This is a genomic window from Caballeronia udeis (genome assembly GCF_044909315.1).
Lineage (GTDB): Bacteria > Pseudomonadota > Gammaproteobacteria > Burkholderiales > Burkholderiaceae > Caballeronia > Caballeronia udeis_A.
In genome coordinates, this window is record NZ_JBIYEB010000014.1 from 35,507 (window position 1) to 58,438 (window position 22,932).

18 protein-coding genes are annotated in these 22,932 nt (G+C 62.7%); 7 read left to right on the forward strand and 11 right to left on the reverse strand.

What is annotated here, in order from left to right; all coding sequences use genetic code 11:
- The first annotated feature begins 239 nt into the window (after nucleotides 1-239).
- Nucleotides 240-1,286, forward strand: a complete 1,047-nt coding sequence (locus ABH944_RS22105) for an aldo/keto reductase (RefSeq protein WP_404608833.1) — start codon at nucleotides 240-242, stop codon at nucleotides 1,284-1,286.
- 56 nt (nucleotides 1,287-1,342) lie between these two features.
- On the opposite strand, the gene ABH944_RS22110 is transcribed toward ABH944_RS22105, so the two are convergent.
- Complete coding sequence (locus ABH944_RS22110; protein ID WP_404608834.1) at nucleotides 1,343-1,852, reverse strand: GNAT family N-acetyltransferase; 510 nt, start codon at nucleotides 1,850-1,852, stop codon at nucleotides 1,343-1,345.
- Between the two features lie 327 nt (nucleotides 1,853-2,179).
- Here ABH944_RS22110 and ABH944_RS22115 point away from each other — a divergent pair, with 327 nt between their 5' ends.
- Nucleotides 2,180-3,364, forward strand: coding sequence for a 4-hydroxybenzoate 3-monooxygenase (locus tag ABH944_RS22115; RefSeq protein ID WP_404608836.1), 1,185 nt, complete (start codon nucleotides 2,180-2,182; stop codon nucleotides 3,362-3,364).
- A 59-nt stretch (nucleotides 3,365-3,423) separates the two neighbouring features.
- Here the strand turns inward: ABH944_RS22115 and ABH944_RS22120 are convergent, their stop codons facing one another.
- Nucleotides 3,424-5,673 carry an amylo-alpha-1,6-glucosidase gene (locus ABH944_RS22120; RefSeq protein ID WP_404608837.1) on the reverse strand — a complete coding sequence of 750 codons (2,250 nt, stop codon included), beginning with the start codon at nucleotides 5,671-5,673 and terminating at the stop codon, nucleotides 3,424-3,426.
- A 252-nt stretch (nucleotides 5,674-5,925) separates the two neighbouring features.
- Here ABH944_RS22120 and ABH944_RS22125 point away from each other — a divergent pair, with 252 nt between their 5' ends.
- Entirely contained in the window at nucleotides 5,926-6,744 is an 819-nt protein-coding gene (locus ABH944_RS22125; RefSeq protein ID WP_404609085.1) for a sulfite exporter TauE/SafE family protein, read from the forward strand.
- 368 nt (nucleotides 6,745-7,112) lie between these two features.
- Nucleotides 7,113-8,801 (forward strand): acid phosphatase, encoded by a 1,689-nt coding sequence (locus ABH944_RS22130; protein ID WP_404608839.1) that lies wholly within the window; start codon nucleotides 7,113-7,115, stop codon nucleotides 8,799-8,801.
- A 106-nt stretch (nucleotides 8,802-8,907) separates the two neighbouring features.
- Here the strand turns inward: ABH944_RS22130 and ABH944_RS22135 are convergent, their stop codons facing one another.
- From ABH944_RS22135 to ABH944_RS22145, 3 genes are all read right to left on the reverse strand, one after another.
- Nucleotides 8,908-10,362 carry an HdeD family acid-resistance protein gene (locus ABH944_RS22135; RefSeq protein WP_404608840.1) on the reverse strand — a complete coding sequence of 485 codons (1,455 nt, stop codon included), beginning with the start codon at nucleotides 10,360-10,362 and terminating at the stop codon, nucleotides 8,908-8,910.
- A gap of 123 nt (nucleotides 10,363-10,485) precedes the next feature.
- Entirely contained in the window at nucleotides 10,486-10,875 is a 390-nt protein-coding gene (locus tag ABH944_RS22140) for a RidA family protein (protein ID WP_404608842.1), read from the reverse strand.
- Nucleotides 10,876-10,939: 64 nt separating this feature from the next.
- Nucleotides 10,940-11,845, reverse strand: a complete 906-nt coding sequence (locus tag ABH944_RS22145) for a LysR family transcriptional regulator (RefSeq protein WP_404608843.1) — start codon at nucleotides 11,843-11,845, stop codon at nucleotides 10,940-10,942.
- Nucleotides 11,846-12,001: 156 nt separating this feature from the next.
- On the opposite strand from ABH944_RS22145, the gene ABH944_RS22150 reads away from it, so the two are divergent.
- Nucleotides 12,002-12,904 (forward strand): NAD-dependent epimerase/dehydratase family protein, encoded by a 903-nt coding sequence (locus ABH944_RS22150; protein ID WP_404608844.1) that lies wholly within the window; start codon nucleotides 12,002-12,004, stop codon nucleotides 12,902-12,904.
- 85 nt (nucleotides 12,905-12,989) lie between these two features.
- Here the strand turns inward: ABH944_RS22150 and ABH944_RS22155 are convergent, their stop codons facing one another.
- Nucleotides 12,990-14,084, reverse strand: a complete 1,095-nt coding sequence (locus ABH944_RS22155; protein WP_404608846.1) for a malate/lactate/ureidoglycolate dehydrogenase — start codon at nucleotides 14,082-14,084, stop codon at nucleotides 12,990-12,992.
- A gap of 163 nt (nucleotides 14,085-14,247) precedes the next feature.
- The gene (locus ABH944_RS22160; RefSeq protein ID WP_404608847.1) at nucleotides 14,248-15,711 is read right to left on the reverse strand and encodes a M20 family metallopeptidase; all 1,464 of its coding nucleotides are present in this window, start codon (nucleotides 15,709-15,711) and stop codon (nucleotides 14,248-14,250) included.
- Between the two features lie 244 nt (nucleotides 15,712-15,955).
- Between ABH944_RS22160 and ABH944_RS22165 the strand changes: the two genes are divergently transcribed.
- Nucleotides 15,956-16,480 carry a DUF1993 domain-containing protein gene (locus tag ABH944_RS22165; RefSeq protein ID WP_404608849.1) on the forward strand — a complete coding sequence of 175 codons (525 nt, stop codon included), beginning with the start codon at nucleotides 15,956-15,958 and terminating at the stop codon, nucleotides 16,478-16,480.
- Between the two features lie 44 nt (nucleotides 16,481-16,524).
- Here the strand turns inward: ABH944_RS22165 and ABH944_RS22170 are convergent, their stop codons facing one another.
- On the reverse strand, nucleotides 16,525-17,787 hold the full coding sequence (locus tag ABH944_RS22170; RefSeq protein ID WP_404608850.1) for a virulence factor family protein: 1,263 nt from the start codon (nucleotides 17,785-17,787) through the stop codon (nucleotides 16,525-16,527).
- Nucleotides 17,784-20,378: a bifunctional lysylphosphatidylglycerol flippase/synthetase MprF gene (mprF, locus tag ABH944_RS22175; RefSeq protein WP_404608852.1), complete on the reverse strand. Its 2,595-nt coding sequence runs from the start codon at nucleotides 20,376-20,378 to the stop codon at nucleotides 17,784-17,786. Before mprF ends, ABH944_RS22170 begins: the two co-directional genes overlap by 4 nt.
- A gap of 348 nt (nucleotides 20,379-20,726) precedes the next feature.
- On the opposite strand from mprF, the gene ABH944_RS22180 reads away from it, so the two are divergent.
- A complete protein-coding gene (locus tag ABH944_RS22180) occupies nucleotides 20,727-21,083 on the forward strand; it encodes a hypothetical protein (RefSeq protein ID WP_404608853.1) in 357 nt (118 codons plus the stop codon).
- 16 nt (nucleotides 21,084-21,099) lie between these two features.
- Here ABH944_RS22180 and ABH944_RS22185 read toward each other — a convergent pair whose 3' ends face one another.
- Both ABH944_RS22185 and ABH944_RS22190 read right to left on the reverse strand, forming a co-directional pair.
- Nucleotides 21,100-21,642 carry a hypothetical protein gene (locus ABH944_RS22185; protein WP_404608855.1) on the reverse strand — a complete coding sequence of 181 codons (543 nt, stop codon included), beginning with the start codon at nucleotides 21,640-21,642 and terminating at the stop codon, nucleotides 21,100-21,102.
- Between the two features lie 216 nt (nucleotides 21,643-21,858).
- Entirely contained in the window at nucleotides 21,859-22,926 is a 1,068-nt protein-coding gene (locus ABH944_RS22190; RefSeq protein ID WP_404608857.1) for an ABC transporter ATP-binding protein, read from the reverse strand.
- Between the last annotated feature and the right edge of the window lie 6 nt (nucleotides 22,927-22,932).

The window sequence follows — 22,932 nt, forward strand, 5'->3', positions numbered from 1 at the left end:
ATGGCATCCAGCTTACTCGCGCCTGCCTGTTTTCGCCCAGAGCTGCACGCGGCCTTTGCAGAATCGGGCAAGGATCTGACAGGATCAGGCTAGCCGGGCGCTGCGCCACAGGCAGATACTGCTTCATCGCGGCGTTGCTGAAACACCGAACGGACGTTCAGCCGCGAAGCGGCCGCCGTGGCACGTTTTCCGTCGACGGGCCGGCCGCTAGTTCAAGGATGAATTCTAAGGGACCCAGCATGCGTAACAGAAAATTCGGCAATACCGGCTTGTTCGTTTCGGAATTGTGCCTCGGTACCATGACGTTCGGCGAAGGCGGCATCTGGACCAATATTGGCGGCCTGCAACAGGCGGACGCAGACAAACTCGTCGGCCGCGCACTTGACGCCGGCATCAACTTCATCGATACCGCCGACGTCTACGCCGACGGCGCCTCGGAGATCATGACCGGCCAGGCGCTCAAGAACCTGAAGGTGCCGCGCGAAAACGTGGTGATCGCCAGCAAGATCCATGGCGAAACCGGCACGAAAGGCATCAACTCACGCGGCGCGTCGCGGTATCACATCATCGACGGCGTGAAGGCGAGCCTGAAGCGCCTGCAACTCGATCACATCGATTTGTATCAGCTACATGGTTTCGATACAGCCACGCCAATCGAAGAAGCGCTGCGCGCACTCGACAACCTCGTGCAGCACGGCCATGTCCGCTATATCGGTGTATCGAACTGGGCGGCGTGGCAGATCGCCAAGGCGCTTGGCATTTCGGAGCGGCTCGGGCTCGCGCGTTTCGAGTCGCTGCAGGCGTATTACACGATTGCCGGACGCGATCTCGAACGTGAAATCGTACCCATGCTCAAGAGTGAAAACCTCGGCCTGATGGTCTGGAGTCCGCTTGCGGGCGGTTTGCTGAGCGGCAAATACAAGCGCGACGGCAGTTCGACGGAGCAGGGCCGCCGCACGAATTTCTCGTTTCCGCCGGTAAACATGGAGCGCGCGTTTGATTGCATCGACGCCATGACGCAGATGGCCGAAGCCAAGGGCGTGACCGTGGCGCAGATCGCGCTGGCGTGGCTGCTGCACCAGAAGGTGGTGACGAGCGTGATTATCGGGGCGAAGCGGATCGGGCAACTCGACGACAACATTGCAGCGACGCAAGTGAAGCTGAACGACGACGAGCTCGCCGCACTCGATGAAGTCAGTCAGCTCGCCAGTGAATACCCGGGCTGGATGGTCACGCGTCAGGGGGAATACCGCTTGAATCAGCTGCTGGAATCGAGCGGCGGCTAGGCGCTAGTCGTAATAGTCTCGGTAGTCGCGGTAATCCCGATACTCCCGGCGATCAGTTAAGCCACGGGTTCGAACGGCAAGGTCATGAGTACCGACTCATGATACTTGCCGTCTATTTTCAGCGAACGCGGCTCACGCGCGTACTCGACGAATCCGACCGAGCGATACAGGCGTTGCGCCGCTTCATTATGCGGCGCAACCGTCAGTTGCACCTCTTCCACCACCGTGCGCGCGTGGCTCAGAACGGCTTGCACGAGCGCCAGCGCCATTCCCGTGCCGCGAGCGGCCGGGCGCACGTACATACCCATCAGCACGCCCTTGTGGCGCTGTTTCGCGCCTTGCGGCACGATCAGACCGGCGACGCCGGCCAGATCGCTTTCGTTGTTTAAAAAGCCGCCGAATACTGCAGCATTCACGATCCGTTGCTCGAACCACGCGAGCGGCTGTTCAGCCTCGTCTTCCCACGCCGACCCGAAACCATCGGGGTGCCGGGCGAGACCTTCAAGCCTGACATCGCGATACGCACTGGCGTCGGCTGCGGTAAGACGGCGGATGGTGAATGACATGGATGGGGCCTTGAGCAGTGATCTGTCGCGTGAAAGCGCCCAGTTTCGCACGCGCGGCATAGTCGCTCCCAATCGCTCCAGGCTGGATTGCCCAAACCTCCCACCAGGATGATCGGCTTGCCGTGCGGCATCGCAATGGTCGTGCCGAAGAGATCGTGCGCTTGGGCCGATGCCAGTCCGGCCCGCCGCCCGGGACAAAAACCGGCAAACGATCCCGGACCTTTATCGCTATTCCAAATACAGCCTATCCTCTGTATCGCGTTGCGCGATACCGGGTCCGTGCGCAAGACTGTGTCCACAAAATCAACACGCATTCCGGAGACATTCATGCGTACACAAGTCGGCATCATTGGTGCAGGTCCCGCGGGCCTCCTGCTCTCCCATCTTCTCCATCTTCGCGGTATTGAATCGGTCGTGCTCGAGGCGCGCAGCCGCGGCGAGATTGAATCCACCATCCGTGCAGGCGTTCTCGAACAAGGCACCATGGACCTGCTGAAAGAGGCCGGACTCGGCGCGCGCATGCTTGCGGAAGGAGCGGTGCATCACGGTTTCGAACTCGCGTTCGAAGGGGAACGCCGGCGCATTGCACTGACCGAACTCACCGGCCACTCGATCACCGTCTACGCGCAGCACGAAGTCATCAAGGACCTCGTCGCCGCACGCGTGGCGGCCGACGGTGCGTTGAAATTCGGCGTGACCGACGTGTCGCTGCACGACTTCGACGACGCCCCCGGCACCACCCGGCCGCGCATCCGTTACAGGCACGAAGGGTTCGAGCATGATCTGGAGTGCGACTTCATTATTGGCTGCGACGGCTCGCAAGGTGTTGCGCGTGGCTCGATGCCCCAGGCGCTGAGGCATGATTATCAGCGCATCTATCCGTTCGGCTGGTTCGGCATCCTGGTCAACGCGCCGCCTTCCGCGCACGAGCTCATTTACGCTCGCCACGATCGCGGTTTTGCGCTGATCAGCACCCGCTCGCCGAACGTGCAGCGCATGTACTTCCAGTGCGATCCGAAGGATTCGGTCGATGCCTGGTCCGACGACCGCATCTGGTCCGAACTCCACGCACGTGTGGACACGCTGGACGGCTGGCAGATTACCGAAGGGCAAATCTTCCAGAAGAACATTGTCGGCATGCGCAGCTTCGTCTCCACGCCGATGCAATCCGGCAAGCTGTTCCTCGCCGGCGACGCCGCGCACATTGTCCCGCCCACCGGGGCAAAAGGCATGAACCTCGCGGTGTCCGACGTCCGTATTCTGACCGCTGCCCTGCAAGCGTTCTACGAGGAAGGCGCGAGCGACAAACTGGACCGCTACACCGAAACGGCCCTGAAGCGCGTCTGGCGCGCGGAGCACTTCTCGTGGTGGATGACCCGGATGCTGCACAAGCTTGACGACACCTCGCCGTTCGAGCAACGCCTGCAAGTGGCCGAGCTCGAACACGTGACCACGTCGCGCGCGGCCGCCACGGCGCTGGCCGAAAACTACGTCGGCAGCGTCGCGGTTTAAACGTTCTGGCAGCTAAACGGTTAAACCGCCAAACGGCGGCGGCGAGGTTCGCCGTACGGTCAAAGCACCGCCACCACCCGCATATCGCCTTCGATAGACGGCACGACCTGCCCACCCACGCGCCGGAAGGTAATTGACACGGTCTTGTCGCCGACCCGCAATTCGCCGATCTCCAGCCAGTCGATACCATCCGGCAACTGCGGCCGGTCGATGCGCACTTCCTGACGCTCGGCGTCGATGGTGACTCCGAGACAGGCCTCGAGGATCATGAACGGCGATCCTGCGGCCCAGGCTTGCGGCAAACACGCGACCGGATAGCCGATCGGTCGCTCGCCGCGCTGCCGGGTAAACCCGCAGAACAGCTCGGGCAGGCGCATGTCGAACGTGACGGCCGCTTCGAACAGGGCCTGCAACAAGCGCACCGCGCCGCCGCGGTCACCATAGCGGGCGAGTCCTCGAGCGCACATGGCGCTGTCGTGCGGCCATACGGAGCCGTTGTGGTACGACATCGGATTGAAACGCGGCTGGCCTGCCGCCAGCGTGCGCACACCCCAACCGGTGTTGAACAAAGTTGATTCAAGCTGGCGCGCGACCGCTTCGCCGCGGCCGCGCTCAACCAGGTCGAAGGCCAGCAAGTGTCCGGCATTTGACGCCAACACCTTGCACAGATCGCCCTTGCCGTCGAGCGCAATGCCGTAGAAGTCCGACTCAGGCATCCAGAACATCGTCTCCACCCGTTCGCGGATGTTTTGCGCGCGCCTCTCGAAATCCTCCGCCTGCTCCGGTGCGTTGCGCTGCCTCGCGAAGTGGGCCATGGTGGCAAACGCGGTGGAGGCGTAGGCCTGGACCTCGACCAGCGAGATCGGTCCGACCGGAAAACTGCCGTCGGCGTGAAACACGGAGTCGCCGCTGTCTTTCCAGCCCTGGTTCGCGAGCCCCGCTTCCGTGGCGCGCTGGTAGCTCAACAAGCCAAATTCGTTCTTGTCGCAATGACGCGCAATCCACTGTGCGGCCAGTTGCAGCGCGGGCCACAATTCATCGATCAGCGCCTTGTCGCCGGTTCGCTCGGCGTATGCGCCGGCCAGCGCGACGAACAGCGGCGTGCTGTCGACCCCGCCGTAGTACATCGCAAACGGCACTTCGCCCGTCGCAGCCATTTCGCTATTGCGGGTCTCATGCATGATCTTGCCCACTTCGGCATCGCGGAACGCCGAGTCTTCACGTGCCTGGTGTGCCGCGAGAAACCGCAGCACGCCGCGGGCAAGCGACGGATCGAGCCACAGCATCTGCAGCGAAGTAATGATGGCGTCGCGGCCGAAAGCCGTGGAAAACCACGGGATGCCCGCGTACGGATACGGTCCCGTTTCAAGATCGGTAGTCAGCAATCCGAGATCGGCGAGCGAACGATCGATCCATTCGCTGAACAACGGGTTGCTCGAGCGCACGCGGGCCACGGAGCGCCGCCGTTCGCGCATGCGCCGGTGGGCATCGACAAGCGCCTCGCGAATGGCCGGCCGCCCCGATTCCGGCGCGCATTCGGCGCCCTCCTCGGCGATCTTCTTGCTCTCCGCGCTGGCGTCGCTCAATGCGTGTGCAACGGCCGTGATCGACAGGTAGATCGACATGGCCGTTTCCGACTGGATCCGCAGCACGTAGTCCGCGCGATTGACCGAGAGCGAATGAGGCGCGGGCGAAAACTGGATGCGCGCAGTACGCTCGACCTCATCCAGCCCTGTGTAGCGCAACACGACTTCGCCATCTTCGATGCACGGCTCGCGCATGGCCCCGCGTTTCGGACGGGTGGAACCGCGCACTTCGAACATGTCGTGGAAGTCGGCGGCAAAGTTGATAGAAAGCGGCACGGTGGCCGGTTCCGTACCGTAGTTGGTCAGGACGATCGCTTCGTGCAGCACGTGCCGCGACAAGACCCGGCGGCGCTCGACGTGGATCACGCCTTCCGGCGTGGTCGCCCCGCCGATGGGCGGCAGCGGCCGGTTGGTCAGGTGCGCGGTAAACACGGCGTTGTCGCTGGACACGCTGCCGGACAAGAGCGACGGTGAACGGCCGCCGAAGGTCAGGCGCAACTGCGACAACACGCGTGTGTCGTTGACGAAAAGACCGTCGTCATTGCCGCGGATGTCGCCGTTCGCGTCGTTGACAACGAAGGTGTTGCCGGCCTTGAGCACGAACTGGCGCTCGTTCGCGTAGTTCGTATGTTCGGTTGCGATAAATGCCCCGTCCGCTACTGCGTCGGGCTTCGACGGAGGAACCTCGCGAACGCCGGCCGTCGTGCGGATGGGATCGGGCATGTCGTCATGAGCGGGACCGTGGGCAGCTTCGCGAGCGATATCACGGGCCTCTCGGTCGTTCTGCGCCTGCGCTGCTTGCTGTTGTTCCTTCGTTTCCATTACACCTTCCTGAAAGAGTTGCCTGGACACTTGGCCGATTGTACGGCCGAAGCCCGCCAATCAATTTTGCATGGCCGGCGGCAAGCGCGCCGCGGACCCGCTATCATCGACCGTTTTTCGACCGACGCTCATCCAACCGGTTCTCCCAGCCGAATGCCTTTTCCGCACATCGACCTACTTTATTCCGCATCCGGCCTGGCCGTGGGTTTCCTCGTGGGCCTGACCGGCGTGGGCGGCGGCTCCCTGATGACGCCGCTGCTCGTGCTGCTGTTCGGTATCCACCCGGCTACCGCAGTCGGCACCGACCTGCTCTACGCGGCCGCGACCAAGGCGACCGGCACGCTGGTCCATGGCATCAAGGGCTCCGTGGACTGGCGCATCACGGGCCGACTCGCGGCGGGGAGCATCCCGGCGGCGGCCATTACCCTGATCCTGCTCAACCGGTACGGTTTGAACACACCCGCCGCCGCCCGGGTGATCCAGCTCGTGCTGGGCTATGCGCTGCTGGTTACCGCTGTCTCGCTCGTGTTCCGTCCACAGCTCGCCCGCCTTGCCTACAAGACCGGAATGGCCCGCGAAGCTAGCGGGAAACCAGGAGCGGCGAGCCGTGAAACCCGCACCCTGGCCTGGACCGTGCTCACCGGCGCGATCCTGGGCGTGCTGGTGTCCATCACCTCGGTCGGCGCGGGCGCCATTGGCGTGACCGTTCTGTTGCTGCTCTATCCGCGTTTGCCGACGGCACGCATAGTCGGGTCGGATATTGCCCATGCCGTTCCGCTGACGCTGATTGCAGGGACCGGCCACTGGCTGCTCGGTTCCGTCAATTGGGACCTGCTGCTGTCCCTGCTCGTGGGTTCTCTGCCGGGGATCGTGCTGGGCAGCATGCTTTCCTCCCGGGCGCCGGAGGTCCTGCTGCGTAACGTGCTGGCTGCCACGCTGGTGATCGTGGGTGTGAAACTGGTGCTCAGTTGATTCCCGGGCAGTTCGAACGATAGTAGTCGCCCAGCGTGACGCTTTCCAGTCGACCAAACGGCATACGACGTCCGGGCCGACGCATTTCCGGGCATATAGGCCATTCGGTCAGCTATCGGGAACCACGCGTTTGCGGGCAAGATTCAGGTAGACGAACGCGGATGAAGCAACGCACAGGCGCTCTCTGCGCTATGCGGCCGGGTAGCTTCCCGCGCTCGTGCGTCGCTTTGATTAGGGTCAATTCAAGGGTTCGATCCATGGATCCGATTCAAAATAGTCCGCGGCAAAATTGCGTCACTTTGTTGAGCCACACTATTTAGCAACATCAAGAAACACATTGATGAACCGCCAGACATTCAGGAGCTGCGATGAGCCACACTGACGATCCCCGCGACGAAGAACCCATGTCCGACCTGCCCCAAGATCCCGTGCGCCGCCGCCTGCTTGCGGCCGGCGTCGGTCTGGCCGGCCTGAGTGGATTGTCGCTGAGCGGCTGCAATCTCTTCGACTCGCGCCCCGCCACGCCCAAGACGGCCGCCGACCTCGCGCTTGATCGAACGCTGCAGGCGCGCGTCCGCCATATTGTCGTGATCTACGCGGAAAATCGCAGTTTCAGCAATCTCTGGGGCAACTATCCCGGCGTGCAATATCCGCTGGAAGCCGTACCCGCGTCCCGCTATGTGCAGCTGGACCGGGACGGGCGCACGCCCATGCCTGTCCTGCCGAAAATCTGGGGCGGCCTCGTGCCGCAAGCGCAGGAAGTGGACGGCAAGCGCTACATGATTTCGGAAAAACAGATCGACGGCGTGCCGAATGGCCCGTTCCATCTGGTCGACGCGCAAGGACAATCGCTGCCCAATGGCGTCATCACGCGCGACCTCGTACACCGTTTCTATCAGAACCAGATGCAGATCAACGCGGGCCGCAACAACCAGTTCGCCGCCTGGGGCGACTCCGGCGGCCTGGTCATGGGGCATTACCGCAATTCGGCTGAATCGCTGAAGCTTTGGAACATCGCCCGGCAAAACGTGCTGTGCGACAACTTCTTCATGGCCGCATTTGGCGGGTCCTGGCTCAATCACATCTTCCTGATCTCGGCACAGACCCCGTTCTATCCGGACGCACACAACGGCCCGGCGAAAAAACTCCTGTCGGTCCTGGACGGAGACGATCCGCTGGGCACGCGCCTGAAACTCGCGGCTGATTCGCCTGCATCGGCACTGGACGGTCCCCCGTCCTTCGTCAACGACGGCGCGCTCACCGCCGACGGTTACGCCGTCAACACCATGGCGCCGCCTTATCAGCCAAGCAACGTCCGCCCGGCGCAAGGCGGCGATCCGGCACTGGCGGACCCGTCGAATTACCGCGTGATGCCGCCGCAAACCTACGCCACCATCGGCGACCGGTTATCGGATAAAGGCGTGGACTGGGCGTGGTATGGCGGCGGCTGGGACTATGCGCTCACACACAGCGACACCGGCATGGTTCCCGATTTTCAGTATCACCATCAGCCGTTCAACTATTTCCGCAGCTTTGCGCCCGGCACGCAGGCTCGCACCCAACATCTGCGCGACGCGGGTCTGGGTGATGATCCGTCGACCAACAAACTGATTGCGGACATTGACGCAGGGCGGCTGCCGGCGGTGACGTTCTACAAACCGCAAGGCAATCTGAACATGCATGCGGGTTACGCCGATGTCGAATCGGGCGACCGGCATCTCGCCAACATAGTCGAGCGGATCCAGCGCGGACCGCAATGGGAAAGCACGGTTGTCATCATCACGCACGACGAGAACGGCGGCTGGTGGGATCACGTGCCGCCGCCGAAAGGGGATCGATGGGGACCAGGGTCGCGCGTTCCAGCCTTGGTGATCGCGCCGTTCGCGAAGAAAGGGATCGTCGACCATACCGTCTATGACACGAACTCGATCCTGCGCTTCATCACGCGCGTCCACGACCTGGTGCCGCTTGACGGTGTGGTCGCTCGGGACCGGGCATTCGCGGCAAACGGCCAGCCGCCGCTGGGGGATATGACGGCCACGCTCGATCTCGCCTGAGCCGCAAGCCGCGACTCGCAACGCACAAACACGCAGACACGCAGACACGCGCGGTGGCCGGCGAACCAGGGACGGCACATCACGAGGTAACAACGGCGCACAGGACCTATGAAGCGCGCGATCCGTCCATCCGGTCTGCGCGTGCGTCGGCGGCATCGGATGCTTCCTGCCGCCATTGGCGCCGCGAGCGCAGCATCTTGCGCACCGCGAGCCGCGCCATCTTGAGATAGCCAAACGGCCGGGGATCGGCCAGCATGCTCAGCGCCCGCGCGTAGTCGAGCGTCAGGCCCGGGGTCCAGGCCATGGTGGCGGCACGTTTGCGGATCTGCGCGGCGACCCAGAGCTCCGGCGTGACGATCAGGCGCAGGAAGGCACGCCAACCGGTGTCGCGGCCGTGAAAGGTACCCACGGTGCCTTCCAGTGCCGCCTCCAATGCCTTGGAGACAGTGCTCGAACAATTCCGGTAGGTCAGGTTATAGGTCTGATCCTGCCGATATTTTTCCCAGAAAGCCTTCAGCCGATCCGGCCGGTAATTGCGAATACGCACACGGGTGGTGGACTCGCACCATGCCTTCGATTCCGTCGCGTAATCCGGCTGGAACGTGCCCGGCATGTTGTTCTCGCGAGTTGCGCGCAAGATGCGTCCGAACTCGTCCGGCGAGCGATCGATTTCCACGCCCGGGTACAGGCTGATGTAAATACCCTCGGGTGACTCAAGCGCCGCGTGGCCCGTCGAGATGACGCCGTTGGCATCGACGGCGGCAATGTAGCGGTCCACGATCAGACGCCGATTGGCCTGCGCCCGTGCGGACCCGACGGGCGTCCATACATGCACGGTAAGCGCTTTTTCATCGGCGGCGGGGGGACCGTCCCATTCGAACGGGCTGTCGGCCTCGGTCGCCACCCCAACCGCGGCAACCTTTGCCGTAGCGGACTTTTCAGCGAGCGTCGGATCGGGAATTACGTCGTCGGAAAGCGCCAGCGCTTTCTCATTTTCAGGGGGCAGGCTTTCCATGCGGCGTACGCGAAATGCGATCCACAGCATGTTCAACCCGCCGAACGCGAGCCCGAGCCCGATTGCGTAAGGCGCAGTGCCGACGTAATGCGTGGGATACGGTTCGAAGAAAAAGATCGCAAGCAGGATTTCGACAATCGCGAGCGCCAGCACAATCCTCCACCGGCTATAACGGACCACGATAGCCGACACGGTCTGCAGCAAGCCGTCGGCGAGGAAAAACGTGCCGAAGATCATCGACAGCACGAAGTTGCCGTGATGATTGCCCGCCATGATCAGCAGCGCGGCGAGCGTGAATGCGCCGCCTTTCACGTAACGCAGCGTGCGCTGGCCGCCCACGCCAATACTCGCAATGGCGAGAGTCGCGAGCCCTTCAATGAGCAGCAGCCAGGCGAACAGACGGATGGGGAAATACAGGACACCGTCGAGGGCATCGATAAACACCGACACCCCGATCACCAGCCAGATACCGCCCGCCACGGCGAGCATGCGCCAGCGGCTGCGCAGATAGTCCACGCCCAGCAGGAGCAGCACGAGTTGGATCATGACGTTACCTGTAAGGATGCGGCCTCGTCATGATAAGAGGGCTGCCGCGTTACGCCAACGGGAATCGAACGGCTGGGCGTTCGCCCCTATCCGCCCGGACCGGCCACTCAGGCAGGCAACAACTCAGGCCGGCTCCACCCATGCCCGCACCGCGATCTCCAGCAGGTAACCGTAGTGCAGCGCGCCCACGGGAAGAACTGCCCGTGCAGGTTTCCAGTCGCCGAAATGACGCGTGTAGATCTCGTTGAAGGTTTTCCAGTGATCCACGCCGACCAGGTAAACCGTCACCTCGATCACGTCCTTCAACCCCGCGCCGGCCGCTGCCAGCACCGTGCTGACATTGTCCAGCGCCTGCTGCGCCTGTTGTTCGAACGGCAAGTCGCCGGTATGCGTGCCGTCGGGACGCATGGGCAACTGGCCCGACACGCAGACGAGATTACCCGCGCGGGATGCGTGACTGTAGTGGCCGGCGGGTACCGGAAGACCCGGTGCGTTGATGAGCTCAATGGGCATATAGATTCACGAAGGGAAAAAGGAAAAAAAGGAAAAGGGAAACCGGCAGCATACGTCGCACGCTTTAAAGCACCAACCGTCCGGCCAGGAAATCGAGGAAAGCTTTCGCCCGCCGCGCCATGGATGCGCTCTGGTAGAACACCGCACTAATCGGTTGGCGGACATCGAGTAGAACAGAGTCCATCACGGTTTGCAGCCGTCCACTGGCTACATCCGCGCTGGTCATGAATGCGGCGAGACACGCGATCCCGCCGTCGGCCAGCGCAAGTTGCCGCATGGTCTCGCCGCTCGATGCCGCGATGTCCGGCACGATCCGCAAGCGCGCGCCGCCGCCCTGGTTAGCCGTGTCGTCATCGATCAACGGCCAGTCGTTCAGGCTCTCGGGCGCTGTAAAACCAATCAGCCGATGCCGCCGTAATTCAGCCACCGTGCGCGGTTCCCCGTGTTCCGCGAGATAAGAAGGACTCGCCAGGATACGCAGCCGGCTGCTGCCGAGCGAGCGCGCGTGCAGCGTGGAATCCTGTAGCGCGCCAATCCGGATCGCGATATCCACGCGCTGCTCCATCAAGTCGACAATTCGCTCATTGCTGCTCAATTCCAGCACGATTTCCGGATACGCCGCGGCGAACGCCTGCACGTGCGGCACGATGCAATGCAGCATGAAAGGCGACGCGGCATCCACCCGCAACCGCCCCGCCGGCCGTTCGCGTTGCCGGGCGATCGACTCTTCGGCATCCGCCATTGCGGCGAGGATGGCGCGGGCACGCACGAGAAAAAGTTCGCCTTCGTCGGTGAGTTGCAGGCGCCGCGTGGTCCGCCGAACCAGCGTGGCGTCGAGCTTTTGCTCCAGCCGCGTCAATGCCCGGCTCACGCCGGAAACGGTTTGCTGCAATGCCTCGGCGGCCGCTGTGATCGAGCCGCTGTCGATCACGGTCACGAACGCCAGCAGCTCTTCAGTGGTCGTCTTCATCTATCTATTGTTGACTTTGAATCAAAATTGATTTGAGACTAACACTGTTTTTGCGAAAGTCGAAGACGGGGATACTGCATGCATCGACTCAATGGGACCGGAGCAAGTGCTAAAGGCGCCAACCCCGGTCGACACAGTATTCAATGGAGAACGGACATGAAGATTTTTGTAACTGGGGCAGGCGGTTTTATCGGCGGCTCGATTGCGGCGCACCTGGCTCGCAACGGCCATCAGGTCAGCGGCCTCATCCGTCGCCCGGAACAGGCGGACGAACTCAAGGCATTGGGCATTGAACCCGTGATCGGCAGCCTGGACGACCGTGCGTTACTGATCGCCCAGGCCAAGGCAGCCGATGGTGTCATCAACGCCGCCAGCAGCGACCATCGCGGTGCAGTCGAGGCGTTGATCGAAGGGCTCGCAGGATCGAACAAACCGCTGCTGCACACCAGCGGCTCGAGCATTGTCGGCGATGCATCCGGGGGCGAAGGGTCGGACGCGATCTACTACGAGGACACCCTGCCCGAACCGACCGCCGACAAAGCCGCGCGCGTGGCCATCGACAACCTCGTGCTCGACGCAGCCAAACGCGGCGTGCGTGCATCCGTGCTGTGCAATACGCTGATCTACGGCCACGGCGCCATGGCGAACGCGAAAAGCGTGCAGTTGCCGCGTTTGCTGGCGCAGGCGAAAAAAAGCGGCGTCGTGCGGCATGTGGGACCGGGACGCAATATCTGGTCGAACGTGCATATTGACGATGTCGCCGACCTGTACGCGCGTGCGCTCGAAAAATCGCCGGCCGGTACGTTCTATTTCGTCGAAAGCGGCGAAGCGGCCTTCCGCGATATGACGACGGCAATGGCCAAGGTACTCGGTCTCGGCGCGCCGCAAGACTGGCCGCTCGAGGAAGCCAAGAAGGAATGGGGCTACGAAATGGCGTCGTACGGGCTGGGATCGAATAGCCGGGTGCGTGGCAAACACGCGCGGGAACTGCTGGGCTGGGAACCGAAACGGACGTCGGTGACCGACTGGATCAGCAACGAGATGGTGCGGACAAGCTAACCGGCCGTTGCACGCCGCACGGACGGGGCTGGATAGGGTCCCCCTCGCCCGCGCAGCTGCTCCAGGCAACCGTGCAAAACCAGCCTCATTTCAACGCTTGCACAAACTCCTCGATCGCGGCCGCCGGCATGCCGGACTGCCCGGCGGCCGCGCGGATTTGCTGCCACGTGGTGGGATCGATGGGAATGCCGTTCACGTTGAGATCGGCCCGCCGCGCCTGTTCCGGCTCGCCCGGCACCATGATCCTGTCGGTACCGGCCGCGAGCGGCGACGCCTTCACCCATTGAACAAATGCATCGGCTTCGGCCTGAGCGTTGGGGGCATCGAAGGCATTCGGATCGACAATCACCGACGTCATGCAATTGATAATCGCGTTCGTCGTGTCCAGCGTGTCCGCGTGGGTCGTGAAACCGCCCGACAGCGCGCCGCCGAAAATCTCGCACATGGCGGCGAGACCGTAGCCTTTGTGCGCTCCCATTGCCGTGAGCGAACCGAACGGTGCTTCGTGCATGACCTTCGGTTCGATGGTCGGCACGCCCGCGTGATCAATCAGGTAACCCGGAGCGACCTTTACGCCCTTGTTGTAGGCCACGCGCGTCTTGCCGTAGGCAATCCCCGCGGTCGCAAAATCGAGCACAATCGGCGCGTTGCCTTCGCGCGGAAACGCGGCGCAGAACGGGTTCGTACCGAAGCGCCGGTCAATACCGCCAAACGGCGCAACCAGCGGGTCGCCCGCCACATTGACGAAGTGAAACGAGACCAGACCCGCCGCCGCGCACTGCTCGGCCCAATGCCCGATGCGCCCAATGTGATGCGCATTGCGCAAACCGACCGCACACACGCCGAGCTTTTTCGCCCGCTCGATGCCATGTTCCATGGCCTCATGCGCGACGACCTGGCCGAAACCCTTGCGGCCATCGATAGTCAGCACCGCACCGACATCGCGGACAATTTCAGCGTGGGTATTGAGCTTCAATTCGTTGTCCGCAAGTGACGCCATGTAGCGCGGAATCATGCCGACGCCGTGCGAGTCGTGTCCCGACAGATTCGCCATCACCAGATGATCAGCCACCAGTTCAGCTTCACGCGGCGTACTGCCGGCGTGTGTCCATATTGCGCGGACATAGGCGTGCAAGGTATCCGGGGCGATGCGCGATTCGCGCGTGGTTTCAGTGCTCATGCGACTGCGTCTCCTGGTATTTAAAAGGACTGCGCTTCAGGCTCAACCAAACTCGACCAAATTCAACCCAGTTCAACTGCGCGCCGGTTCATCACCGTAGCGTGCAAATAAAACGGCGCGCAAAGCTGCGCGCCGGATGAAAGTCAGGGTCACTCACCCGCCATCAAGGTGTCGCCGCGATCACCTCGGCGACCGTCGCCGTCAGTTTCTTCGCGAAGGGCACATGGAGGAATTCATTCGGGCCGTGTGCGTTCGACCTCGGTCCCAGCACGCCGCACACCATGAACTGCGAACGCGGAAAGCCTTCCTGCAACGTGTTCATCAACGGAATGGTACCGCCCTGGCCAAGGAACGCGACATCCGCGCCGAAATGCCGGCGCGAGGCGTCATTCAGGGCATCACCCAGCCACGGCGACAGTTCGGGTGCGCTCCAGCCGGTCGCTTCGCCGCGCTCGGGCTTGAACGTGACCTTCGCGTTATAAGGCGGATCGGCTTCGAGCATGGCCTTGAGTTCTGCAAGCGCCTTCGTGGCTTCAACCAGCGGTGGCAGGCGCAACGACAACTTGAACGCGGTGCGCGGGCGCAGCACGTTGCCCGCATTGATCAGGGACGGCAGCCCCTCAGCCCCGGTCACCGCCAGCGACGGCCGCCACGTGGAATCGAGCAGCGCTTCGCGCGGGTCCGTAGTCACGGGTAATACCGTGCCGCCATTCTGTCCGCAGGTCCACGGGAGTTTCTTCCACACATCGTCGCCAAGAATGCGTGCCGTTGCTTCCGCTTCGCTCAGCCGGCGCGACGGAATATCGCAGTGAAAACCCTTCGGTAGCAGGTTGCCGGTGCTCGAATCTTCGAGCCGTTCCAGCAGCCTGCGCATGATGCGAAACGTGGACGGCGCAATGCCGCCGTTCGTACCCGAGTGAATACCTTCGTCGAGCACCTGCACTTCCAGGTCGCCCGCAACCAGGCCGCGCAGCGACGTTGTCAGCCAGAGCTGATCGTAGTTACCCGCACCGGAATCAAGGCAGATCACGAGGCTCACATTGCCGAGCCGTTCACGCAGCGCGTCAATGTACGGCAGCAAGTCATAGCTGCCCGATTCCTCACACGTTTCGATAATGCCGACACAGCGCGCCCGTTCGACGCCCTGGGCGTCCAGCGCGGCGATCGCACTGATTGACGAATAGGTGGCGTAACCGTCGTCCGCGCCGCCGCGTCCGTAGAGCTTGCCGTCTTCGTATTTGGGCGACCACGGCCCGAGATCACGACGCCAGCCGTCGAACTCGGGCTGTTTGTCGAGATGGCCGTAGAGAACAATGGTGTCGCTGCTGTTCGAACGCGTAGCGGGTGCTTCGAAAAAGATCACGGGCGTGCGATTGGGCAAGCGGATGATTTCCACTTTCAGGCCGCGTATGGGTTGCCGCTCGACCCATTGCGCAGCGTCCGTAATGACGCGTTCGATAAATCCGTTGTGTGCCCAGTCGAGGTCGAACATCGGGCTTTTTGCGGGCACCGCGATGTAGTCCGTGAGCGCGGGGAGAATCTCGTCGTCCCACTTCCGGTCGATGAATTCGCGCAGTGCCTGACGGTCGATGCGCTGTATTTCCTGAGTAATATCGTCTGAAATCATGACGGGCGTCCCGGCCGTTTAAATGTCAATGATAGCCGTGTTTAGCGGCAGTTCGAACGCAGAGTTTCTCATGCGCGACGTATTACGCGCGCGGCTTTCGCCTTTGGCAGCGAGCGTCACGGACGTTTCGCAAGCTTGAAAAATGGCACGCGCGTGCCGGAAGAACGCGGCGCTCGAACGGCGGAAAAAGCGCGATGGGCGTCGTCCCGGTATGCTGATCACCCGTCCAGTCAGGAGCCTCACCATGTCCGTTTCAATGTATCGCGCGACCGTTCCGGTTTTGATCCGTAGCCTCGACGTGCTCGCTTCCCTGCTCGATAAAGCCGCCGCCCACGCCGAAGAAAAGGGCTTGAGCGACGCGGACGTAACGAGCGCCCGGCTAGCCGAGGACATGCTGCCGTTCTCGGCTCAAATCCAGCGCGCAAGCGATACATCGAAAGCAACGACGGAACGGCTGTCGGGCGTCACGGCACCCCGTTTCGACGATACCGAAACAACATTCGCCGAACTGCGGGAGCGCATCGCAAAGACGACGGCGTATCTGAAAGCGATTGATGCGGGGACGTTCGAAGGAGCTGACACGCGTGTCGTGACCATCAAGCAAAAGGACCTGGAGATGAAATTCAGCGGCGCAGAGTATTTGTTCCAGTTCGGGTTACCGAACTTCTATTTCCATATTGTCACGGCTTACGACATCCTCCGGCATCTCGGCGTGCCGGTAGGAAAGCGCGATTTCATCGGGCCGCTCGAGCCCAGCGTAACCGCCTGATCCCTGATCCGTTGGTTAGCGCTGAAAGCCGGCCGCCGCCCGGTTCAGGTCCCCGCGGCGATCTGCTTCTGCCAGCTGGTCAGGATGTGCCGTGCGAGCAGCGTGTAATCACCGCCGAAGTGGTGATCCCCGGTGGTCTTCACCACTTCTATTCCGGTCTGCGTCAGCGTGGGACACAAAGTATCTGTTTCGGCCGCGCCGTAGATGCACTGCACAATCGAGGGCGGCAGTTTCGCCAGTTCCGGCTGCACTTTCAGCGCGTCCCTGCTGGCAGGCATGCCGAGCCAGCCCGTCACGCGAATCTGGAAATCGGCGTCGGGCGCAAAGCCCATCAACGACACCATCGACACCTTCGCGCGCACCGAATCCGGCAGCCGGTTATAGGCAAACGGCATGACGTCGGCGCCGAACGAATAGCCGATCAAGGCAACATGCTCCGAGTGCCAGCGCGCGCTATAAGCCTGAATCACGCGAGCGAGGTCGTGGCTGGTCTGCTCAGGTGTCTTCGCGCTCCAGAAGTACCGCAACGCGTCGATGCCGACCACCGACACGCCATCCTTCTGCAACGACTCCGCAATGGTTTTGTCGAGATCGCGCCAGCCGCCGTCACCGGAAATCACGATAGCGAGCAGGTTCGTCGGACGCGCGGCCGGCAGTTCTATCAGCGGCAAATCCGATACGTCTTCATCGCGGATCTGCTCTGCCTTCAGATGCGGCGCGGCGAGCGCAAGCAGCGCATCGGCTTGCGAAGCATCGGCGGGCTGGGTGGTTTTATCGAAGAAACCGGGCAGGCCCTTCGCGTGCGTAATGGTCGGATCGGGCGGGCACAGGTTGAAACGCGCATCCAGCCGGGGATCGGGATTCAGCGCGAGCGCGCCAGCCACCGTGTTGTCCGGCGCCTGGGCAAGGATCTTCGTGGCCAGCACGCCGCCCTGCCCCGCGCCCATCAGGATGGGCGCGAAATAACGGCTGGATTGCACTTCGCGTTCAAGCTGATGGCTCACCGATTCGGCGTCGCCAACCAGGTTGTGGCAAGTCTCCTTCAGCAACGGCAATTTCGCCGCGTAGCGCGCCGTGTCCACGCCGACCACCATCGCGCCGTTTTTGGCCAGTGCATCGGCAGTCTGGGTGTCGGCCTGGGTCCAGCTTTTATCGGAGAACAACACGACGAAACCGCGCATGGGACCGGCAGGTTTCGTGAACGTCACGTCGCCATAACGGCCGCCGGGCAAGGTGGCCGCATGGGCCATGGAAATCGACAACACAGACAACCAAGAAACAACCGCGAACTTCCTGAAAAATGTCATGAACGCCAGCCTCCCGCCAGCAACGAGAGATCTGCGAGCGTGAAAAACACGCCCACCGAGCCGGATGCCGCCAGATAGCGCGGCTCCCAACGCGGCTGGAACTTGCTCTTGAAACCGCGCAAGCCCCGGAAATTGTAGAAACGCCCGCCGAACCGCCACACCAGACCAGCCAGCCGATGCCACGGCGAAGCAAGCGGCGTCGGCTGCATGCCGGACAAAGGGGCAATGCCCAGGCTCAAGGTCCGGAACCCCGCCTGCTTCAAATGCAGCGCGAGCTTCGTAAACAGATATTCCATCGCGTACGGCGAAGCGTCGGGCTGATGCCGCATCACGCCGACCGTGGCCTCGGTGTTCAGGTCAGTGGTCATGAAGGTGACGAACGCCACCGGCTTGCCCTGCTGGCGCACGAGCAGCACGGACTGCGCGGCAAGGTAATCGTCGGTAAAAGCTGCGACCGAAAAGCTCTTTTCGCGCGCCTCGCGGCTCCCCAGCCACGCATCGGAAATCTCGCGCAGGACCGGCATGCATTCGGGAACGCGCGGTGAATCGATGACTTCCACGTCGAAACCATCGCGTTCGCCGCGCTTCAGCGCGTATCGCAAGTGAGCGCGATGCGACCCCTTCAGGTCAAAATCTTCCAGCACCACATGCGCTTCCTCGCCGAGTTTCATCAGCGTGAGACCAGCATCGAGGTAAAGCGGCAGCGCGTCGGCCCGAACCTGGTAGAACGCCGCGCGACCGCCATGCGCATGCGCCATTTCCACGAACCGGCGAATCAGTTCCGCCCATTCGCGGCGCGGGCCGACAGGGTCGTGCAGCGCCGCCCAGGTGCGTCCGTGTTTCGCGTACATCAGGAACGCTTCCCGCGAACTCGAGAACAGGAAACTCTTGTCGCCCATCATCGCCAGACCGGCGTCGCTGCGCTCCTGCGCGCGGAAAATGCGCGCGGCATCGAGCAAGTCCTGCGGCGCGGGCTTTTCGAACCGGCCGGCCGCCGGACGCAGCAACTGCCACACGGCGAACAACGCGGCGAACAAAGCCGCCGCGAGCGTCGCGCGCAGCGCGCGCGGCGCGCGGTCGTCGAAGGCGAATTGCCACCAGAGGTCGCGACTGTAGTTGACATCGCGAAAAGCGAACAACAGGATCCACACCGCCAGCCCGATCACAATGCCCACCGAGACCAGCCAGCTCGCCGTGAACCGCTCAGCCAGCAGCGAAGAACGCCGGTTGAAGCGGTCGCGGGTCGCGAGCAGCATGGCGATCAGCACCGCGAGCACGCCCGTTTCGACAAACGCCAGTCCCTTTGCCATCGACAGCGCCAGGTTGGCTACCGCGAGCGTGATGGCCAGCCACCAGGCAGCATCGAGACGGCGCAGCAAACCGCGTGCAACGAAAAGCAGAACCACGCCCAGCACGCTTCCCAGCAGTTGCGAGCTTTCAAGCACCCACAGCGGCAACACGGCTTGCAGCATCGCGATGCGTTTGCCGAAAGCGGGGGTTGCGCCGGAAATCACCAGCATGCCGCCGACCACGAAGGTCACCACGCTCAGGAATACCGGCGCGAGCTGCGACACATTCGATGGATTCAGGAACGCGAAGCGCCCCTTGAGCGCCCGGCCTTCGAACGCCGCCAGGACGAACGTGGAGGCGATCAGCGGCAGGCCGAAATAGATCGCGCGATACGCGAGCAGCGCAGCCAGCATTTCGGGCGTATTCACGCTGCCGCCGAGCGCAAATACCATCGCCGCCTCGAACACGCCCACACCGCCAGGCGTATGGCCGATCATGCCGAGCAGCATGGCTGCGGAAAACACCGTGAGGAATTCGCCGAAACCCACTTGGGCGTGCGGCAGCACGGCCCACAGCGCAAGTGCGGCGGCGAACACGTCGAGCGTGGCGAGCAGGAGTTGCGCAACCAGGTCGCGGCGTGCCGGAATGGTGACGGCGAGCCAGTCCCAGCGCGCCCGCAGCGTCCTGGGCGCCGCGCGGCACAGTACGATCATGACGGCGAATCCGGCCAGGACCGCGCTGCCGCTGACTCGCAGCAAATCCGGCGATGCATGCAGCATGGCGGCCAGGGTATCGGCGGCGCACACCATGCCAATCGCCGTCATCAACGCCAACGCGAGCGCCAGCGTCACGCTCGTGAACACGGTCAGGTGGCCGACCTGCGTGGGCGTGACGCCCGCGACGCCATACACGCGGCAGCGCACCGCGCCGCCGGTCAGCGCGCCGAAACCGGTCGCGTTGCCGAGCGCGGAGGCAACCGCCGCCCCGACCCACAGGACGGTACGGGGCACTTTGGTGTCGAGGTATCGCAGGCCCACGGCGTCGCGGCCCACCAGCGCCACGTAGCTCAGCACGGTGGCGGCGAGCGCGCCGGCCCACGCCTCCAAGCGCAGCGCGCGTAATTGGTGAACGACCGTTTTATAGTTGACGGCGTGCGACAGATGCTGGAACACGACCAGCAACAGCGCACACACGACCAGTGCGAGCACCGGCGTGGTGAAACGCTGCAGCCGCCACGCTTTCAGCAAGCGGAGCAACGACTCCAGCGAAGGAACTGAACTGACACTATTTCTGCGAGACATGCGGATTACCGGACTTGCTCCAACGCCTTCTGGCCTTGCGGCTTTTTAGCGTTCTTGTTGGTTCTTGGTTCTGGCGGCCAAAAGCCGGACCGTTGCGCGTCTATCCGGCGCCCATTCAGATTTCAAAAGCCTGAATGGAACGTTACGGTTAGCAACGGCTGTATAACGGCCTAGGTTGACGGGACTTAAGAAAAGTCTGGGAGTCTATGCCGTTCGGGTAAGTCCAGCAGCGGTTTTGTGCCCGTTCGATCGTTTTCTTCACACCTGATCGGGTGAGCGGTTAGCATCTTGGCTCCGATGCACGCCTCTTGGGCGCCGCATTTATCATCGATAAAAAGGTTCTACCGTATGAAAACGCAACGCCTCGCCGCCGCTGTGACCCTCTCCGTCGCTGCCTTCGCCTTGAGCGCCTGTGTGACCCAATACGACTCGCTGATCAAGACGGTGCCGGTCGGCTCGGGAACGTCGCAGCTCAAGACACTGCCGTTCGTGGCCTGCGTGAAGGCGAAATGGGCCACGCGGCCGCTCAAGATCGGCGAATACTCGCCGAACGCGGACGGCAGCGTGATCACCGTGCACGGCGCGAATGGGCAGACCATGTTGCTGATCGACGCGGAACCGTCGGCGAACGGTACGGGATATACGATTTACGGCGATATCGTGAGCGCGGCAGCCTACGTGACCGACGCCCACAAATGCGACTGAGCCGCGCGCTGGAGGATCAGCTCGCACCGCCCTTGAGATCCGTGTACGCCCGGTGCGTACCCACGATGCGCCCGATCAGATAACCATCCGACGCGCACGCATTCACCCGCTGGTCACCGTTCCACACGATCTTGTACTGCTCGTCCTGCAACCGGATGGCTGAGGGATCGAACTGGGCTGGCGGCGCACCCGTGGTCTTGCCGCCCTCGCGCGCCTGTTCCATCACGAGGCGATTCCACGTGTAGGCATAACCGTATTGCACGCCGTCGGCGAAGGCGTCGAGATCGCATACCTGCTTGGGCGGCCTGATGGCGACTTCGGTCCGGTAGCCGATGGGACCGCCGACCTCAATGCGCTGTTCGCCGGGAACGCCGGAAGAATCGACCTGTGCAGAACGTTTCGGGGTGGGTTGCATCTTGGCTGCGGCCACCGGCGTGGCGCTTGCGCCTGCCGGCGCATTCGCGCCGGTGTCGGTCGGCAAGGGCGCGCAAGCGCTGAGAACAAGAATCGATGCGGCGAGGGAAACGCCTAGAACCTTCAGATGGGTGGTGAAAATCACGCTTTTGCTGTCCGTCTCACAATAAACCGAGCACTACCTTAACATTTTGAGACGAAGGGGGAGAGTGTGTCGCGTTTTGGAGGGGTTATCGGATGGCGCGCCGCCGGGGAAAATAAGGGCCTCTCGCAACGGAAAGGGCCGCTTGCGCGATGCAAAGCGGCCTTTTGAACCAGCGCTCGCCGTCAGCCGCTCCGGGCGGCTTCAGCTAGCCAACGCTCAGGCCCCCTCCTCCAGCACCAGCAGATTCTCGTGCGAGAACCCAAGCGCCACGGGTTGCCCGCGTTCCGGCAAACGCCGGTTCGGGTCGTTGAAGACATCGAGTGAAATTACGGACTGGTCCACGCGTGTCCTGATCCGCACCACCGCGCCGAGGAAGTTGACCTCCTCCACCGTCGCCGCAAGCGTGTTGCGACCGTTCGCCGGCGCTTCCAGCACGATTGCTTCGGGGCGTACGGCGAGCATCCGCTGCTTGCCGGCATCGCCGGAATCAAGCGCGTGCGAGGTCCGCAATTCCTGACCGCCGACCACGATCTTGCCGCTCGCCGGATCCACCACCTGTCCCGACAGCAGGTTCAACGTTCCGACAAACGACGCCACAAAACGCGTACGCGGAAAGTTATAGATCTCCGACGGCGTGCCGATCTGCTCCACGCGCCCTTCGTTCATCACCACGATCCGATCGGAAATCGACAGCGCCTCTTCCTGATCGTGCGTCACGAAAATCGAGGTAATGCCGAGTTCGCGCTGCAAGTTGCGAATGTCCTCTCGGAGGGAGACGCGAATCTTCGCATCGAGAGCGGACAACGGTTCGTCGAGCAGCAGGACTTGCGGTTTGTTGGCAAGCGCGCGCGCAAGCGCCACTCGCTGCTGCTGACCACCGGACATCTGCCACGGATACCGGTCCGCGAGGTGAGGCAGCTTGATCAGCTCGAGCATTTCCTTCACCCGCCCCTTGATCTCCGCCTGCGGCCGCCCCAGCACCTTCAGCCCGAAGCCGATGTTGTCCGCCACCGTCATGTTCGGAAATAGCGCGTACGACTGGAACACCATGCCGACCTTGCGTTGCCGCGTGCGCACGTGAGTGACGTCGCGCCCGCCGAGCTTGATCGTGCCGCGCGTGGGGGTTTCGAAGCCGGCGATCATTCGCAGCACCGTCGTCTTGCCGCAACCCGACGGCCCGAGGAAGGTGATGAATTCGCCGCGCTCGATCTGCATATCGAACTGATGCAGCACGGTGTTCGTGCCGAACGTCTTGGAAAGGTTTTCGATCTCGAGAAGTGCCATGACAAG

What these genes read in the sequence shown, in the direction of transcription:
- ABH944_RS22105 (WP_404608833.1), top strand. Translation starts at nt 240, where the DNA reads ATGCGTAACAGAAAATTCGGCAATACCGGCTTGTTCGTTTCGGAATTG.
- ABH944_RS22110 (WP_404608834.1), bottom strand. Translation starts at nt 1,852, where the DNA reads ATGTCATTCACCATCCGCCGTCTTACCGCAGCCGACGCCAGTGCGTAT.
- ABH944_RS22115 (WP_404608836.1), top strand. Translation starts at nt 2,180, where the DNA reads ATGCGTACACAAGTCGGCATCATTGGTGCAGGTCCCGCGGGCCTCCTG.
- ABH944_RS22120 (WP_404608837.1), bottom strand. Translation starts at nt 5,673, where the DNA reads ATGCCCGATCCCATCCGCACGACGGCCGGCGTTCGCGAGGTTCCTCCG.
- ABH944_RS22125 (WP_404609085.1), top strand. Translation starts at nt 5,926, where the DNA reads ATGCCTTTTCCGCACATCGACCTACTTTATTCCGCATCCGGCCTGGCC.
- ABH944_RS22130 (WP_404608839.1), top strand. Translation starts at nt 7,113, where the DNA reads ATGAGCCACACTGACGATCCCCGCGACGAAGAACCCATGTCCGACCTG.
- ABH944_RS22135 (WP_404608840.1), bottom strand. Translation starts at nt 10,362, where the DNA reads ATGATCCAACTCGTGCTGCTCCTGCTGGGCGTGGACTATCTGCGCAGC.
- ABH944_RS22140 (WP_404608842.1), bottom strand. Translation starts at nt 10,875, where the DNA reads ATGCCCATTGAGCTCATCAACGCACCGGGTCTTCCGGTACCCGCCGGC.
- ABH944_RS22145 (WP_404608843.1), bottom strand. Translation starts at nt 11,845, where the DNA reads ATGAAGACGACCACTGAAGAGCTGCTGGCGTTCGTGACCGTGATCGAC.
- ABH944_RS22150 (WP_404608844.1), top strand. Translation starts at nt 12,002, where the DNA reads ATGAAGATTTTTGTAACTGGGGCAGGCGGTTTTATCGGCGGCTCGATT.
- ABH944_RS22155 (WP_404608846.1), bottom strand. Translation starts at nt 14,084, where the DNA reads ATGAGCACTGAAACCACGCGCGAATCGCGCATCGCCCCGGATACCTTG.
- ABH944_RS22160 (WP_404608847.1), bottom strand. Translation starts at nt 15,711, where the DNA reads ATGATTTCAGACGATATTACTCAGGAAATACAGCGCATCGACCGTCAG.
- ABH944_RS22165 (WP_404608849.1), top strand. Translation starts at nt 15,956, where the DNA reads ATGTCCGTTTCAATGTATCGCGCGACCGTTCCGGTTTTGATCCGTAGC.
- ABH944_RS22170 (WP_404608850.1), bottom strand. Translation starts at nt 17,787, where the DNA reads ATGACATTTTTCAGGAAGTTCGCGGTTGTTTCTTGGTTGTCTGTGTTG.
- mprF (WP_404608852.1), bottom strand. Translation starts at nt 20,378, where the DNA reads ATGTCTCGCAGAAATAGTGTCAGTTCAGTTCCTTCGCTGGAGTCGTTG.
- ABH944_RS22180 (WP_404608853.1), top strand. Translation starts at nt 20,727, where the DNA reads ATGAAAACGCAACGCCTCGCCGCCGCTGTGACCCTCTCCGTCGCTGCC.
- ABH944_RS22190 (WP_404608857.1), bottom strand. Translation starts at nt 22,926, where the DNA reads ATGGCACTTCTCGAGATCGAAAACCTTTCCAAGACGTTCGGCACGAAC.